Origin of the sequence: Leifsonia sp. 563 (assembly GCF_040545055.1) — a bacterium.
GTDB lineage: Bacteria > Actinomycetota > Actinomycetes > Actinomycetales > Microbacteriaceae > Leifsonia.
In genome coordinates this window covers 289,078-303,068 of sequence record NZ_JBEPLE010000004.1, presented here as the reverse complement: position 1 = coordinate 303,068, position 13,991 = coordinate 289,078, and the positions used below count along the sequence as shown (strand labels likewise).

General features: G+C 69.8%; 15 protein-coding genes. 6 read left to right on the top strand and 9 right to left on the bottom strand.

Annotation, left to right across the window (positions count from 1 at the left end; genetic code table 11):
• Positions 1-123: 123 nt before the first annotated feature.
• Positions 124-1,344 (bottom strand): low temperature requirement protein A, encoded by a 1,221-nt coding sequence (locus ABIC47_RS14135; protein ID WP_354481234.1) that lies wholly within the window; start codon positions 1,342-1,344, stop codon positions 124-126.
• A gap of 18 nt (positions 1,345-1,362) precedes the next feature.
• Between ABIC47_RS14135 and ABIC47_RS14130 the strand changes: the two genes are divergently transcribed.
• Positions 1,363-1,797 (top strand): VanZ family protein, encoded by a 435-nt coding sequence (locus tag ABIC47_RS14130; RefSeq protein ID WP_354481231.1) that lies wholly within the window; start codon positions 1,363-1,365, stop codon positions 1,795-1,797.
• Positions 1,794-2,552, top strand: coding sequence for a fructosamine kinase family protein (locus tag ABIC47_RS14125; protein ID WP_354481245.1), 759 nt, complete (start codon positions 1,794-1,796; stop codon positions 2,550-2,552). The genes ABIC47_RS14130 and ABIC47_RS14125 overlap by 4 nt, the downstream gene beginning before the upstream one ends.
• A gap of 12 nt (positions 2,553-2,564) precedes the next feature.
• On the opposite strand, the gene ABIC47_RS14120 is transcribed toward ABIC47_RS14125, so the two are convergent.
• Positions 2,565-2,954, bottom strand: coding sequence for a hypothetical protein (locus tag ABIC47_RS14120; protein ID WP_354481228.1), 390 nt, complete (start codon positions 2,952-2,954; stop codon positions 2,565-2,567).
• Between the two features lie 435 nt (positions 2,955-3,389).
• On the opposite strand from ABIC47_RS14120, the gene ABIC47_RS14115 reads away from it, so the two are divergent.
• On the top strand, positions 3,390-5,678 hold the full coding sequence (locus tag ABIC47_RS14115; protein WP_018190452.1) for a polyribonucleotide nucleotidyltransferase: 2,289 nt from the start codon (positions 3,390-3,392) through the stop codon (positions 5,676-5,678).
• 144 nt (positions 5,679-5,822) lie between these two features.
• Here ABIC47_RS14115 and ABIC47_RS14110 read toward each other — a convergent pair whose 3' ends face one another.
• A complete protein-coding gene (locus tag ABIC47_RS14110; protein ID WP_018190453.1) occupies positions 5,823-6,287 on the bottom strand; it encodes an Lrp/AsnC family transcriptional regulator in 465 nt (154 codons plus the stop codon).
• Between the two features lie 244 nt (positions 6,288-6,531).
• Here ABIC47_RS14110 and pdhA point away from each other — a divergent pair, with 244 nt between their 5' ends.
• Genes pdhA through ABIC47_RS14095 form a run of 3 tightly spaced genes read left to right on the top strand, consistent with a single transcriptional unit; the run spans position 6,532 to position 10,108 of the window.
• Positions 6,532-7,662: a pyruvate dehydrogenase (acetyl-transferring) E1 component subunit alpha gene (pdhA, locus tag ABIC47_RS14105; protein ID WP_502910253.1), complete on the top strand. Its 1,131-nt coding sequence runs from the start codon at positions 6,532-6,534 to the stop codon at positions 7,660-7,662.
• On the top strand, positions 7,659-8,669 hold the full coding sequence (locus ABIC47_RS14100; RefSeq protein WP_354481222.1) for an alpha-ketoacid dehydrogenase subunit beta: 1,011 nt from the start codon (positions 7,659-7,661) through the stop codon (positions 8,667-8,669). The genes pdhA and ABIC47_RS14100 overlap by 4 nt, the downstream gene beginning before the upstream one ends.
• Positions 8,669-10,108, top strand: coding sequence for a dihydrolipoamide acetyltransferase family protein (locus ABIC47_RS14095; protein ID WP_354481219.1), 1,440 nt, complete (start codon positions 8,669-8,671; stop codon positions 10,106-10,108). The genes ABIC47_RS14100 and ABIC47_RS14095 overlap by 1 nt, the downstream gene beginning before the upstream one ends.
• 98 nt (positions 10,109-10,206) lie before the next feature.
• On the opposite strand, the gene ABIC47_RS14090 is transcribed toward ABIC47_RS14095, so the two are convergent.
• The 6 genes from ABIC47_RS14090 to dapD form a co-directional block, all read right to left on the bottom strand.
• Complete coding sequence (locus ABIC47_RS14090) at positions 10,207-10,536, bottom strand: hypothetical protein (protein ID WP_354481216.1); 330 nt, start codon at positions 10,534-10,536, stop codon at positions 10,207-10,209.
• A complete protein-coding gene (locus ABIC47_RS14085) occupies positions 10,530-10,889 on the bottom strand; it encodes a hypothetical protein (RefSeq protein WP_354481213.1) in 360 nt (119 codons plus the stop codon). Before ABIC47_RS14085 ends, ABIC47_RS14090 begins: the two co-directional genes overlap by 7 nt.
• Before the next feature lie 12 nt (positions 10,890-10,901).
• Positions 10,902-12,134, bottom strand: a complete 1,233-nt coding sequence (locus tag ABIC47_RS14080; RefSeq protein ID WP_354481212.1) for a hypothetical protein — start codon at positions 12,132-12,134, stop codon at positions 10,902-10,904.
• Entirely contained in the window at positions 12,131-12,547 is a 417-nt protein-coding gene (locus ABIC47_RS14075; protein WP_354481210.1) for a hypothetical protein, read from the bottom strand. Before ABIC47_RS14075 ends, ABIC47_RS14080 begins: the two co-directional genes overlap by 4 nt.
• Positions 12,548-12,599: 52 nt before the next feature.
• A complete protein-coding gene (locus ABIC47_RS14070; protein ID WP_354481208.1) occupies positions 12,600-12,860 on the bottom strand; it encodes a hypothetical protein in 261 nt (86 codons plus the stop codon).
• A 119-nt stretch (positions 12,861-12,979) separates the two neighbouring features.
• Positions 12,980-13,990: a 2,3,4,5-tetrahydropyridine-2,6-dicarboxylate N-succinyltransferase gene (gene dapD, locus ABIC47_RS14065; protein WP_354481205.1), complete on the bottom strand. Its 1,011-nt coding sequence runs from the start codon at positions 13,988-13,990 to the stop codon at positions 12,980-12,982.
• Between the last annotated feature and the right edge of the window lies 1 nt (position 13,991).

Below are 13,991 nucleotides of genomic sequence, written 5' to 3'. Positions count from 1 at the left end.
CGCCCCCCCCTGCCTGCGGCGGGGGTCCCCCACGGCGCCCCCCCCGCGCCGTTGGTGGGTGTGCGCGTTTTGTGTGTGCCCGCCCCCCCACCCCCCCCCCCCCCCCCACGAATCTTCGGGAGCTCAGTCGCGGGGTGACGGAGACGCGGGAGCGGAGGAGGGAACGGCACCGCGGCGCGCCGCGACGGCCCGGTCGAACAGGGTGACCGCGACGAGGGCCGCCGCGACCAGCGCGATCCCGATCGTCACGCCGACGAGCCCGATCACCGGCGACGCAAGCGGCAGAAGCAGCACGAGTGCGATCGCGACGATCGTCTTCAGCGGCCGGATGACCACCTCCGACACCAGCGGAGCGTGCAGCACGTAGAGCATCAGCAGGAACACCGCGACGGGAACGGCCATCGCGTACTCGACCGCCGTGTTCGACGCCTCCGAGTGCGCGGCGCCGGCCTGCACCGCGACCTCCAGCCCGGCCCCCAACGCCGCCAGCGACGCGAACACGAAGTAGTGCCCGTAGCCCCAATAGAACGACCGGTTCCGTCGCGACCGCAATCCTTCGGCGGCCGGCTCCAGGAAGTACAGCCACCACAGAGCGAACAGGAGCACCAGCCCGGCCACCGCGATCCACACCAGGGCGGCGCTGAATCCGGACTGGGCGAGCGCGTTCTGCACGCCGATCGCCGAGGCCGACACCGACTCGCCGAGCACGATGATCGTGAACAGCCCGTACCGCTCAGCGATGTGATGCGGATGCCAGCTCGTCATCCCGGGCCGCTCGGCCCACAGCGGCACCGCCAGTTCGAGCAGTGCGCCGAGCACGAAGGTCGCGACGGCGATCTGCGTCGGCAGGAATCCCCACGCCACCCACAGCACCTGGACCGCCGAAACGCCGACCGCGTACCGGATCGCCGTCTTGCGCCCGTCCGGATACTCGATCGCCGCGCGCACCCACTGGCCGACGAGCGCGAACCGCATGATCAGGTAGCCGACGATGATCGCCGTGAAGTTCTCGTGGTCGAACGCCGCGGGGACGCCGGCCGCGAGCACCAGGACTCCGCCCATCTGCACGAGGGTCATGAGCCGGTAGGGCACGTCGTCGGTGTCGTAGGCCGAGGCGAACCAGGTGAAATTCATCCACGCCCACCAGATGGCGAAGAACACCATCAGGTAGAACGGCAGGTGCTCGAGGATGGTCCCGCTCTCACCAGCGTGCGCCAGCTGCCCGGCGACCTGCGCGATCGCGACGACGAAGGTCAGGTCGAAGAGCAGTTCGAGCGGGCTCGACACCCTGTGGCGCTCGTCGGTGGAGCGGCCGGTCATCCGGATGCGGAACGCACTGGTCATGTGCGCCAGCATAGGAGGATGCGCCGCCGTCCCGTGCTCTCCGCCGTCACCGTCGCCTACCTGGCGGTCGTCGCGTGGATCACGCTGAACCCAGCGCCCGGGAACCCCGCGGGCAACCCGCTCCTGCGCTCGCTGCTGCGGTTCGTGTCGGCGGTTCCCAGCCTCGGCTGGGTGGACTACGCCGTGGCCGAGTTCACCGCCAACGTGCTCATGTTCGTGCCGATGGGGCTGCTGTTCACCCTGCTGCTCGGCCGCTGGCGCTGGTGGCTCGCGGTCGCCATCGGCGTCGTCGCGACGCTGGTCATCGAGTTCTCGCAGCTGTTCCTGCCCGCGCGTTTCAGCGACCCGAGCGACCTGCTCGCAAACACGCTCGGGACGCTCGTGGGCGTCGGGATCGCGCTCCTGCTTCCCACGGTCCGTGGCGGTCGTAGGGTGGCCGCGTGGAGACGGTGACGAAGGAACGGGCGGACGCCCCCAACGGGTTCTTCGAGGCTGAGGCCGCCGGGCTTCGTTGGCTCGGCGAACCGGAGGCGGACGGGGGAGCGCGCGTGGTCGGCGTCGCGTCCGTGGGCCCCGGACGGATCGAGCTGGAGCGCATCCGCGAGACGCGCGCGACCGGGGAGGCCGCCCGGGCGTTCGGCGCCGCGCTCGCGCTGACGCACGCGGCCGGGGCCGCAGCGTTCGGCGCGCCGCCGGACGGCTGGGACGGCCCGCTGTTCATCGGCAAGCGTCCGCTCCCCATCGCGCACGAGAGCAGTTGGGGCCTGTTCTACGCGCGCGACCGCGTGCGGCCGTACCTGGAGATCGCGGTGGATGCCGGGAGCGTCACCACGGACCAGCTGCCGGTGATCCGTTCGGCCGTCGAGCGCGTGGAGTCGGGGGAGTTCGACGATGACGAGCCGCCCGCGCGCATCCACGGCGACCTGTGGAACGGCAACCTGCTCTGGGACGCGCGCGGCGGCGTGCTGATCGACCCGGCCGCGCACGGCGGCCACCGCGAGACCGACCTCGCGATGCTCGCGCTCTTCGGCGCACCGCACCTCGACGACATCGTCGCCGGCTACGACGCCGCCCGGCCGCTGCGAGCCGGTTGGCGGGACCGCATCCCGCTGCACCAGCTCCACCCGCTCGCCGTGCACGCCGCCGGCTACGGGCCGTCCTACGGCCGGGCGCTCACCGACGCCGCGCGCGCGACGCTCGCGCTCTGAGCGGCACGCGGATCAGGAGGCGGGCGTCACCGTCAGGTCGACGGAGGCGAAGGGGAACGGGAAGAAATAGGTCGCGCTGCCGTTCCACGACTCCAGTGGGATCAGGCCGAACCACACGACGCCGATCAGCAGGCTGACCCCGGCGATCGCGGTGCCGACGAGCGCAGCGCGATCGAGGGTGCGGAGGGCGTCCGCCTCGGTGCGAGCACGCCGCAGCACGCGTCCGATCGCCACGAATACCACGAAGGCGAGTGCCGCGAACACGAACGGGCTCGGGTGGAGCTGGAGGCTGACGCAGCTCTCCGCCGCGGGTCCTGCGCCCGGGCAGAACGCGCGGGAGCCGTTCGACAGGAAGCCGTAGCCGACGGCGACGAGCGCGATCGCACTGATGAGCCGGCGCACCCGGATGAGGATCGCCGCGCCAGGAACGGCAGGCAGCAGCGCATCCCCCGGAAAGAGTCGACGCGCCCGCCGACCGTGGTGTCTCGCCCATCGGAATCCCCCTCGTCCCGGCTCGCTGACGGCCTCCATCCATCCTGGCACGGGCTGCGACTGATAGGATGCTGGTGGTCGGCCGAGCGCCGTCCATCCAACTCAATACCGAGAAGGAACCCGGAGCAGGCTGGCAGGAGCTGGTCCTCGGTGGTGGTATCCGGATGCGGTGGCAGCGAGAGCGGCCCGCAACCGTGTATTTCTACTGATGGCCAGACGGGCTCAGCCCACGCGATCCGCATGGGATGCCGCGTACACACGACGTGTCGAACTGCCTGTTCCTGCTCCTTGAATGACAGTCGCGTCCACACGGGACAGCGACGTTAAACAAAGGAGACAGACCTCTTGGAAGGTCCTGAAATCAAATTCGCCGAAGCCGTTCTCGACAACGGCCGCTTCGGCACCCGTACCGTCCGGTTCGAGACCGGACGCCTCGCCCAGCAGGCGCAGGGCGCCGTCGCCGCGTACCTCGACGAGGAGACCATGCTTCTGAGCGCGACCAGCGCCAGCAAGCACCCGAAGGACAACTTCGACTTCTTCCCGCTGACCGTCGACGTCGAGGAGCGCTCGTACGCCGCAGGCAAGATCCCCGGCTCGTTCTTCCGGCGCGAGGGCCGCCCCTCCACCGAGGCGATCCTGGTGTGCCGCCTGATCGACCGCCCGCTGCGCCCGTCGTTCGTCGACGGCCTCCGCAACGAGGTGCAGATCGTCATCACCGTCCTGAGCATCGCTCCGGACGAGTTCTACGACGCGCTCGCCATCAACGCGGCAAGCGCATCCACGCAGATCTCGGGTCTGCCGTTCTCCGGCCCGATCGCCGGTGTGCGCCTCGCGCTCATCCCCGGCAACGGCACCCACGAGGACCAGTGGATCGCCTTCCCGAAGGCCGAGCAGCTCAAGGAGGCCGTGTTCGACCTCATCGTCGCCGGCCGCGTCCTCACCAACGAGGACGGCTCCGAGGGCGACGTCGCGATCATGATGGTCGAGGCGGAGGCCACCGAGAACAGCTGGAACCTCATCCAGGGTGGAGCGGTCAAGCCGAACGAGGAGATCGTCGCGCAGGGCCTCGAGGCGGCCAAGCCGTTCATCCGCCAGCTCGTCGGCGCGCAGAACGTCATCGCCGAGCAGGCCGCGAAGGCCATCGCCGACTACCCGGTGTTCCTGCCCTACTCGCAGGAGACCTACGACAACGTCGCCGGCCTCGCCTACGACGAGCTGGTGAACGTCTACCAGATCGCCGACAAGATCGAGCGCCAGAACGCCGACGACGCCCTCAAGGAGCGCGTCAAGGTCGCCCTCACCGAGAAGGTGGAGGCCGGAGTCCTGCCCGCGGAGACGCTGTCGCAGTTCTCGGCCGCCTACAAGTCGGTGTCGAAGGTCGTCATGCGCGGCCGCGTGCTCCGCGAGGGCATCCGCATCGACGGTCGTGGCCTCACCGACATCCGTCCGCTCGACGCCGAGGTGCAGGTCATCCCGCGCGTCCACGGCTCGGCGATCTTCCAGCGCGGCGAGACCCAGATCCTGGGCGTCACCACGCTGAACATGCTCAAGATGGAGCAGCAGATCGACTCGCTCTCGCCGGTGACGCACAAGCGCTACCTGCACCACTACAACTTCCCGCCCTACTCGACCGGTGAGACCGGCCGCGTCGGGTCGCCGAAGCGTCGCGAGATCGGGCACGGCTTCCTCGCCGAGCGCGCCCTCGTGCCGGTGCTGCCGAGCCGCGAGGAGTTCCCGTACGCGATCCGTCAGGTGTCCGAGGCCCTCGGGTCCAACGGCTCCACCTCGATGGGCTCCGTCTGCGCCTCCACCCTGTCGCTGCTGAACGCCGGTGTGCCGCTGCGCGCCCCGGTCGCCGGCATCGCCATGGGCCTGATCTCCGACGTCGTCGACGGTGAGACCCGCTACGCGGCGCTCACCGACATCCTGGGCGCGGAGGACGCGCTCGGCGACATGGACTTCAAGGTCGCAGGAACCAGCGAGTTCGTCACCGCGATCCAGCTCGACACGAAGCTCGACGGCATCCCGTCGTCGGTGCTCGCCGGCGCGCTGAAGCAGGCGAAGGACGCCCGCACCACCATCCTGAGCGTGCTCAACGCCGCCATCGACCGTCCGGATGAGATGGCCCCGACCGCGCCGCGCGTGATCTCGGTCCAGATCCCGGTCGACAAGATCGGTGAGCTGATCGGCCCGAAGGGCAAGACGATCAACGGCATCCAGGACGAGACCGGCGCCGAGATCTCCATCGAGGAGGACGGCACCGTCTACATCGGCGCCACCGACGGCCCCTCGGCCGAGGCGGCCCGCGCCCAGGTCAACGCGATCGCGAACCCCACCAACCCGGAGGTCGGCGAGCAGTTCCTCGGAACCGTCGTCAAGATCGCCGCGTTCGGCGCGTTCGTCTCGCTGCTCCCGGGCAAGGACGGCCTGCTGCACATCTCGGAGGTCCGCAAGCTCGCCGGTGGCAAGCGCGTGGAGAACGTCGAGGATGTGCTCGGGGTCGGACAGAAGGTCCTGGTCGAGATCACCAAGATCGACGACCGCGGAAAGCTGTCGCTCGCCCCGGTGATCGCGGAGGAGGCCGCCGAGGCCCCCGCCGAGACCGCCCCCGTGGAGGCTCCCGCCGAGGCGTAAGCTCTCGCACCTCACCGAAGGCCGCGTCGACTCTGTCGGCGCGGCCTTCGTGCGTCCGGCTCGGCAATCACGCCATCAGCTCCTGAGTGTTTCGGCCCGGATGCCGCGTGTCGACCCGAAAAACTCAGGAGCTGATGGAGCGGGTCAGGCGTCGCGGGTGAGGAGGGGGCGCAGGCGGTAGGGGATGAGCTCGCCCATGTCGAGGGACGTCTCGGCGCGGTCGACGCCATCCGTCGACTGGATGATGCCGGTGATGCGGAAGAGGTCCTCCGCGTCGACGCACACGACGCGCAGCAGCAGGTCGGACGGGCCGGACAGCCCGTGCGCCTGCACGATCTCCGGGATGGCGGCGAGACTCTCAACGACCGCCGCCAGCCGCTGCTGCCGCACGTGCACATTGACGAAGGCGGCCAGCGGATACCCGGCGACCCGGGCGGAGATGCGCCGCTCGAACGACAGGAACGCGCCGCTGCGCTCCAGCTCGGCGACCCGCGCCTGGACCGTGTTGCGGCTGAGGCCGAGCCGATCGGCGAGGGACACATTCGTCGATCGGGGGTCGTCCGCGAGGGCCAGAAGGATGCGGCGGTCGGTGCTGTCGAAGCTGCGCATAGTGTGAAACCTAGCAGCAGCGCGTCCGGCCGGATAGTGCATCCTGCACGGTCGACACGCCGATGGTTGTGCGCGCTGATCGCGCAGCGTAGCCTTCCACCTAATTCCGGCGAAGGGGCCGGAAGCCGGTCGTGCGCGCCACAAGCAGCGTCGGCCGGGCGCGAGAGTGAAGGTTGCGTGAACCGTGACGATCGACAATCAGCCCGCCACCCGTCGGGGCGGCTCCCACACGGACCTCGGTGCCATGGACGAGCTCCGGCTCGGCGAGGACGGCCTCCGCGAGACCAGCATGAGTGACCTCGGGCTCGTCCGCCTCCTCGACTCCGACGGCGTCCGGCACGAGGACGACCGCTACGACGCCTGGGTCTCCGACATCGGAATCGACCAGCTGCTCGCGCTCTACGAGGACATGCAGGTCATCCGCCGCATCGACGCCGAGGCGACCGCACTGCAGCGTCAGGGCGAGCTCGGTCTCTGGCCGCCGCTGCTGGGCCAGGAGGCCGCTCAGATCGGCTCCGGGCGCGCGCTCCGCACCGACGACTTCGTCTTCTCCAGCTACCGCGAGCACGGCGTCGCGTACTGCCGCGGCGCCGGCCTGGTCGACCTGCTGCGTGTCTGGCGCGGCACGACCCAGAGCGGCTGGAACCCGTACGACATCAACATGGCCACCCCGCAGGTGATCATCGGCGCTCAGACGCTTCACGCGACCGGCTACGCCCTCGGCATCCAGGCCGACGGCACCGACGCCGTGGCGGTCGCCTACTTCGGCGACGGCGCCACCAGCGAAGGGGATGTGAACGAAGCGCTGATCTTCGCTGCGACCTACGCGGCGCCCGTGATCTTCTTCTGCCAGAACAACCAGTACGCGATCTCGGAGCCGGTGTCCCTCCAGGCGCAGCGTCCCATCGCCGACCGCGCGCCCGGCTTCGGCGTGCCGAGCGTCCGTGTCGACGGCAACGACGTGCTGGCCGTGCTCGCGGTGACGCGCGCCGCGCTCGACCGCGCCCGCTCGGGCGGCGGCCCCACCTTCATCGAAGCGGTGACGTACCGGATGGGACCGCACACGACCGCCGACGACCCGACCCGCTACCGCGACGCGTCCGAACTCGACGCCTGGCGCGGCAAGGACCCGCTCGCCCGGGTGGAGGCGTACCTCGTCGCGCAGGGAGCCCTCACGGACGACCGCCGCGCGGCGATCACCGCGAAGGCCGACGCCGTCGCGGCAGAGATGCGCGCGGGCATCACCACGCTTGCCGACCCCGACCCGCTCACCGTCTTCGACAACGTGTACGCCGAACCGCACACCGGCCTCACACGCCAGCGGGACCACTACTCGCGCTACCTGCGCACCTTCGTGGGGAGCGACGGACGATGACCTCACTGAGCATGGCCAAGGCCATCAATGCCGGGCTCCGGCGAGCGCTGGCGGCCGACGACCACGTCGTCCTGATGGGGGAGGACATCGGCACGCTCGGCGGCGTCTTCCGCGTCACGGACGGCCTGCAGACCGAGTTCGGGCCGCGCCGGGTGATGGACTCGCCGCTCGCGGAGTCCGGGATCCTCGGCACGGCGGTCGGAATGGCGTACCGCGGGTACCGGCCGGTGGTGGAGATCCAGTTCGACGGCTTCATCTATCCGGCTTTCGACCAGATCGTGAACCAGGTCGCGCGGATGCACTACCGGACGCAGGGTGCTGTGCGCATGCCGATCGTGATCCGGGTGCCGTTCGCGGGCGGTATCGGGTCGGCCGAGCACCACTCGGACTCGCCGGAGGCGTACTTCGCGCACACCGCCGGGCTGCGAGTGGTCAGCCCGTCCGATCCGCAGGACGCGTTCACGCTCATCCAGCAGGCCATCGCGTCGGACGACCCGGTGCTGTTCTTCGAGCCGAAGCGCCGCTACCACGCGAAGGGCGAGGTGGATGAGGACGCCCCGCTCGCCGACGCGCGCCCGATGGGCACAGCGCAGGTGCTGACGCAGGGCACCGACGTGACCCTGGTCACGTACGGCGGACTGGTGCAGCTCGCGCGCGACGCGGCCGTGGCCGCAGGCGACGAGGGCGTTTCGGTGGAGGTCATCGACCTGCGCTCGCTGTCGCCGCTCGACCTCGACACGGTCGTCGCGTCGGTGAAGCGCACCGGCCGTCTCGTGGTGACGCACGAGGCGGCGCTGTCGGGAGGGCTGGCCGCCGAGATCTCGGCGTCGATCACCGAGCGGTGCTTCTACCACCTGGAGCACGCGCCGGTGCGTGTGACCGGGCACGACATCCCGTACCCGCCGGCACGCCTGGAGTCGGCGCACCTGCCGGACCTGGACCGCATCCTGGACGGCATCGACCGCGCCATGGACCGGCCCAACTCGCTGAGCGGGGTGGAGGACTGATGGCCGTCCGCGAGTTCGCGCTTCCCGACCTCGGCGAGGGACTGACCGAGTCGGAGCTGGTCGCCTGGAAGGTCGCCGTCGGCGACACCGTGCAGCTCAATCAGATCATCGCCGAGGTGGAGACGGCCAAGGCGCTCGTCGAGCTGCCGGCGCCGTACGACGGGCGCGTCTCCCGCCTGTTCGTGGAGCCAGGGGTCACGGTGGCCGTCGGCGAGCCGCTCGTGGCCTTCGAGGTGGATGCGGGGGAGCCAGAGGGAGACGCACCGGCGGCTCCTGCTGCTCCCGCGTCGGAGACGGGTCCGTCGGCGTCGCCGGACGGGCGCGAGCCGACGCTGGTCGGATATGGCGCGCGGCTGGAGTCGGGTGCGCGCCCGGCGCGGAGGGCACGGCCGGGGTTGGCCGTGGCCGGAAGGGCTGCGGCTGGTGCTGGTTCGGTCGCGGCGGCCCAGACGGCCCAGACGGCCGTGACGGGCCAGACGGCCGTGACGAGTGTGGCTGCGCCTGCCTCAGCTGCCTCGCCGGCCCCGAACACGGGCGCGACGGCGACCGCGTTGGCCGAGCGTCCGCGCGCGACCCCACCGGTGCGCAAATTCGCGCGCGAGCTCGGCGTCGACCTGGCGTCGGTGGCCGGCTCGGGTGACCGCGGGCTGATCACGCGTGGGGATGTGCAGCAGTACGTAGAACAGCGGGGGAGCGGCTCCGCGACAGCGGCCGGCGCTGCCACGGTGGATGCGGGAGCGCGCGAGAAGCGCATCCCGATCCGGGGCGTCCGCAAGGCGACCGCCGACGCGATGGTCCGGAGCGCGTTCGGTGCGCCGCAGGCGACCGTGTTCCTGACGATCGACGTGACGCCGACGATGGAGCTGATCTCGCGACTGCGCGCGCTGCCCGAGCTGGCCGAGGCGCGGCCGGGGCTGCTGGCCGTCGTCGCCAAGGCGCTGCTGCTTGCGGTGCGGCGCACCCCGGAGGTCAACTCCCGGTGGGACGATGCTGCGAACGAGATCGTCCAGGCGGAGTACGTGCATCTCGGCATCGCGGCGGCGACGCCGCGCGGGCTGATGGTGCCGGTGATCCGCGACGCGGACGGCATGACGCTCGGCGGCCTCTCCGGCGCGATTCGCAGTCTCGCCGAGACCGCGCGGGCGGGTCGGACCGCCCCGGCGGACCTCAGCGGCGGCACGATCACGATCACCAACGTCGGCGTGTTCGGCGTGGATGCGGGGACGCCCATCCTGACGCCCGGAGAGGCGGCGATCCTCGCCGTGGGCGCGGTGCGTCGTCAGCCGTGGGAGCACGACGGCGGCATCGCGCTCCGCCAGGTGCTCACCCTCGCGCTGACGTTCGACCACCGGATCGTCGACGGCGAGCAGGCCTCCCGCTTCCTCGCCGACATCGGCCGCATCCTCGCCGATCCCGCATCCGTCCTCACCCTCGTCTAGCGAGTATCTGGTTGACGGGACATGCCGTTCCCGCTCGCGGGCGGACGGCGTGTCGCGTCAACCGCACCGGCGTGGACCGTCTTGGCCGGCCCGGGGCTTCAGCGGTGATCTTGTAGAAACCGTTCCCGTTCGCGGGACTGCTCTCGCTGCAGGTCTTCGTATTGCTCCTGGTACCGGGTCACGACGCGGTCCGCCTCGTGAGCCGCTTCCTCGTGCCGGTCGGCGAAACGCTGGAACTCGTGGCGGAAGTCGGGGTCCTCGGCGGCACCATGCTGAGCAACGGCCTGGTAGACGCTCTCCTGGATCCGGTAGATCTGCGACCGGTAGTGCATGAGATGCCCTTCCGCGTCTTCCAGCCGGCGCCGGGCAGCTGCGCTCTCCTCGTCGTGGGCGCTCTCGAGTTCGCCGAGCGATCGATACGTCACCATGTGATGCTGTTCACCGCCTTGCCGTAGTCGCTGTCCGCTTTCAGCGTGTCGATCCCCTGGGCGACCTTCTTCGCGACCTCGCCTCCGAGCACGGTGTTGCTGAACGCGGTGCCACCGAGGGTGAGGCCGATACGGCCGCTCGAGGCGGAAACGACCGCCAGGGCGGCCGCCTGCACCGGTACCGAACCGGCCCGGACGATTGTCGGGAGGGCGAGGTTCAGCAGGTCGACCGCCGCCCGGTGCAGGATCTGATCGACGTGAGTCAGGGTTTCGACCGCGTCCGAGGCGGTCCTGAGGGCGTCATCCAGCACGTCAGCAATGGTGCTGGACGAGATCTCCGGTAAGAACGACACGAGCGTCTCCTTTCAGCGCAGCAGTGAGAAGCGGGACGCCCACTGGCCATCCTGCTCCAGGGTGTGAACGACGGCCTTGACGACCCCTTCGGACAATTGGGCGACCAGGAGCGTGTGCGTGTCGACGCGCCGGTCCACCTCTGCGACCGCGTCGAGGTCGATGCGCTGGTGCGGATTCAGCCGGTGGGTGCTGATGCATTCCTCTACATCCGCCGGAGTGACGAAGGGGATCATCGACACCGTGCTCCTGCCTGCATCCAGGACGGACTGCAGCTGACCGGGAAGCCCGGCGTTCGCCGCCTTGATGGCCTCCAGGGAGATGCCCAGCGAGCCGATCGAGGAGGCCAGGTCGAGCGCGGCCACGGTATCGACCAGGACCGTGGCGCCGGAGGCGATGGTTCCGACGACCTCTCCGACCAGGGGCAGGCGCAGACCTCCGTACAGGCCGGCGATGATCGGCGTGAAGTGAGGCTGCAGGCCGGCCGGGAGTCCCGCAACCTGGTTCTGGCTGATCTCCCAGTCGCTGCGACCCTCCACTCCCAGACGCTTGAGCGAGCCGTCGGCGTTGAACTCGTAGGCCGTCTCCAGATCGTGGTGACCGAATGGTCCCTTTCCCCGCGGACCGCCGACGTACTTCGCGGCCCCGGTGCCGTTGCCCGACAGGTTCCCGGTCAGGTCCCACTCGTTGACATAGTTGACCAACGGGTTACGGCCGGCGTCCCGCTGCCTCTGAAGCCATTCCTTCGCCTGCGGAGAAAGGTTGTCCCAGGGGTCCGGACCATTGAAGGACACTCCGGCCCAACCGAACTCTGCCGCGACCAGCATCGCCTGCCACCCGCCGAGCGAATGCCCCACCGTGGAGTACGACGCTTCGGGGTGCTCTTTCTTGACGCTCTCCCGGACCCGTCGGGCGAACTCCATCGCCTCCGACGCCTGCGTACCGGGCCCGGTGTCCCCGCCCACGACCGACATGGTGTCTGCGAGGATGTCCGCCCGATGCTCCGGGTTCGTGCCGGCGAATGCGATCGTGACGTGCGAGAAGTCCGGCTTGCCTGCGACCACGGGCACCACCGCCATGCCCTGGAACCCGGAGACCGGATCGTGGTGCGAGTCGTAGACGAGGTACTCGACATCGTCGGGACCTACCTTGAATCTTGAGCCTGCGGTGTACGGAGGGTCCCGGGCCAGCGGGTCGACGAGATACGCCTCTTTGGCGATGTCATGGTCTTCCTTCTGCGTCGTCATTCGAAGACCTCCGATGTGCCGTCGCTGTAGAACACGGTCATGGCGATGCGAGGTACCGAAGGGGGAAGAGTGGGCATCATCGGAGGCGAGTCTCCTAGCGGAAATCCGAGCGTGTCGGGGCCGATGATCACCTCTATCTCCTCCCCGTCGAGGGTGGCGATCGCGTTGACGCTCCAGGCCGCTCCGAGTCCCGGCTTGCCACCTTCGCGCTTGAACCGGATCTCTTCGACATTCGCCCATCGCGAACGGAAGTGAAGGGCCGACTCTCGTTGGTACTCGAGATTCGACTTCGGTCTCTCGGTCGAGTTCCCGTACAGGATGCGGTCTCCCATCTCAGCGCACGCGGTCGTGCCCGCAAGCAGCGCACCACCGACCGCCAGCCCCGCGACAACCGTCCAAACTTTGTTCATCACTTACAGACGACGATGGGAGTCGTCGATCGTGACGGAGCAAACCCCCACGAGGTCATTCGACGACCTCGGTTGATCCATCGCTGTAGGTCAGCGTCAGGGCCACGGGCGAGGCTGTCGGGGGCAACGTCGGCGTCTTGGGAGGTGGATCGGTATGCAGAACCGCCAGCGCGTGCGGGCCGATGATCACCTCGTAGTCCCTGCCCTCGATGGTGGCGACAGCATTCGCGCGCCACGAGGCACCGAGGCCTGGCTTGCCGCCCTCCTCCGTGAAGCGAATTCGTTCCACGTTCGCCCACACCGTGCGGAACTCCAATGCCTCACCCTCGTCTACCCCCCCCGTCGAGTCCGCAAACTTTGCACGCGAAACGCCGCGCGAGCGTGCAAAGTTCGCGGACTCGACGGTGGGGGGAAGGGGGAAGGGGAGAGCCGGGGCTAGGCGTGGAGGGCGGCGTTGAGCTCCACGCCGGTGCCGTTTCGGCGGAGGACCTCGACGGCTCCCGTGAGGGAGTTGCGGCGGAAGAGGAGGCCGGGCTGGCCGGACAGCTCGGCGGCCTTCACCGTGCGGGGGCGGCCGTCGGCGGTCGGCGCCTCGCCGACCAGCACGACCTTGGTTCCTGCGGTCACGTAGAGACCGGCCTCGACGACCGAGTCGTCGCCGATCGAGATACCGATGCCGGAGTTCGCGCCGAGCAGGGCCCGCTCGCCGATCGAGACGCGGTGCGTTCCGCCGCCGGACAGCGTCCCCATGATGGATGCGCCGCCGCCGATGTCCGAGCCGTCGCCCACGACGACGCCCTGCGAGATACGGCCTTCGACCATCGAGGTGCCGAGTGTGCCGGAGTTGAAGTTGACGAATCCCTCGTGCATCACGGTCGTGCCCGGGGCCAGGTGCGCGCCGAGGCGCACCCGGGACGCGTCGGCGATGCGCACGCGCTCCGGCGTCACGTAGTCGAGCAGCCGCGGGAACTTGTCGATGCCCGAGACCTGGATGCCGGCGCGCTGCAGACGCGGACGCAGCCGGTCGAGGTCGGCCGGGTTCACCGGTCCGGCGTTCGTCCACGCGACGGTGGGCAGGTGCGCGAACACGCCGTCCAGGTTGAGGCCGTTGGGCTGCACGAGCAGGTACGACAGCAGGTGCAGGCGCAGGTACGCGTCGGGCGTGGAGGCGGGAGGCGCATCCAGTTCGATCTCGACCGTCACGATGTCGACGCGCACGGCGCGGCGCGGGTCGTCGCCGGCCAGCTCCTCGAGCTCGGCCGGGGCGATCCAGCGGTCGCGGCCCGCCGGCAGCCTGCCGAGCTGGGGCTCGGGGAACCAGGTGTCGAGCACGGTTCCATCGGCGGACACCGTCGCGAGCCCGTAGCCCCAGGCGGAACGGACGTCGGTGGAACGGACGTCGGTGGAGCGGGGCGCGGCGGAATTTTCAGGCACGGCAGAGGGCATG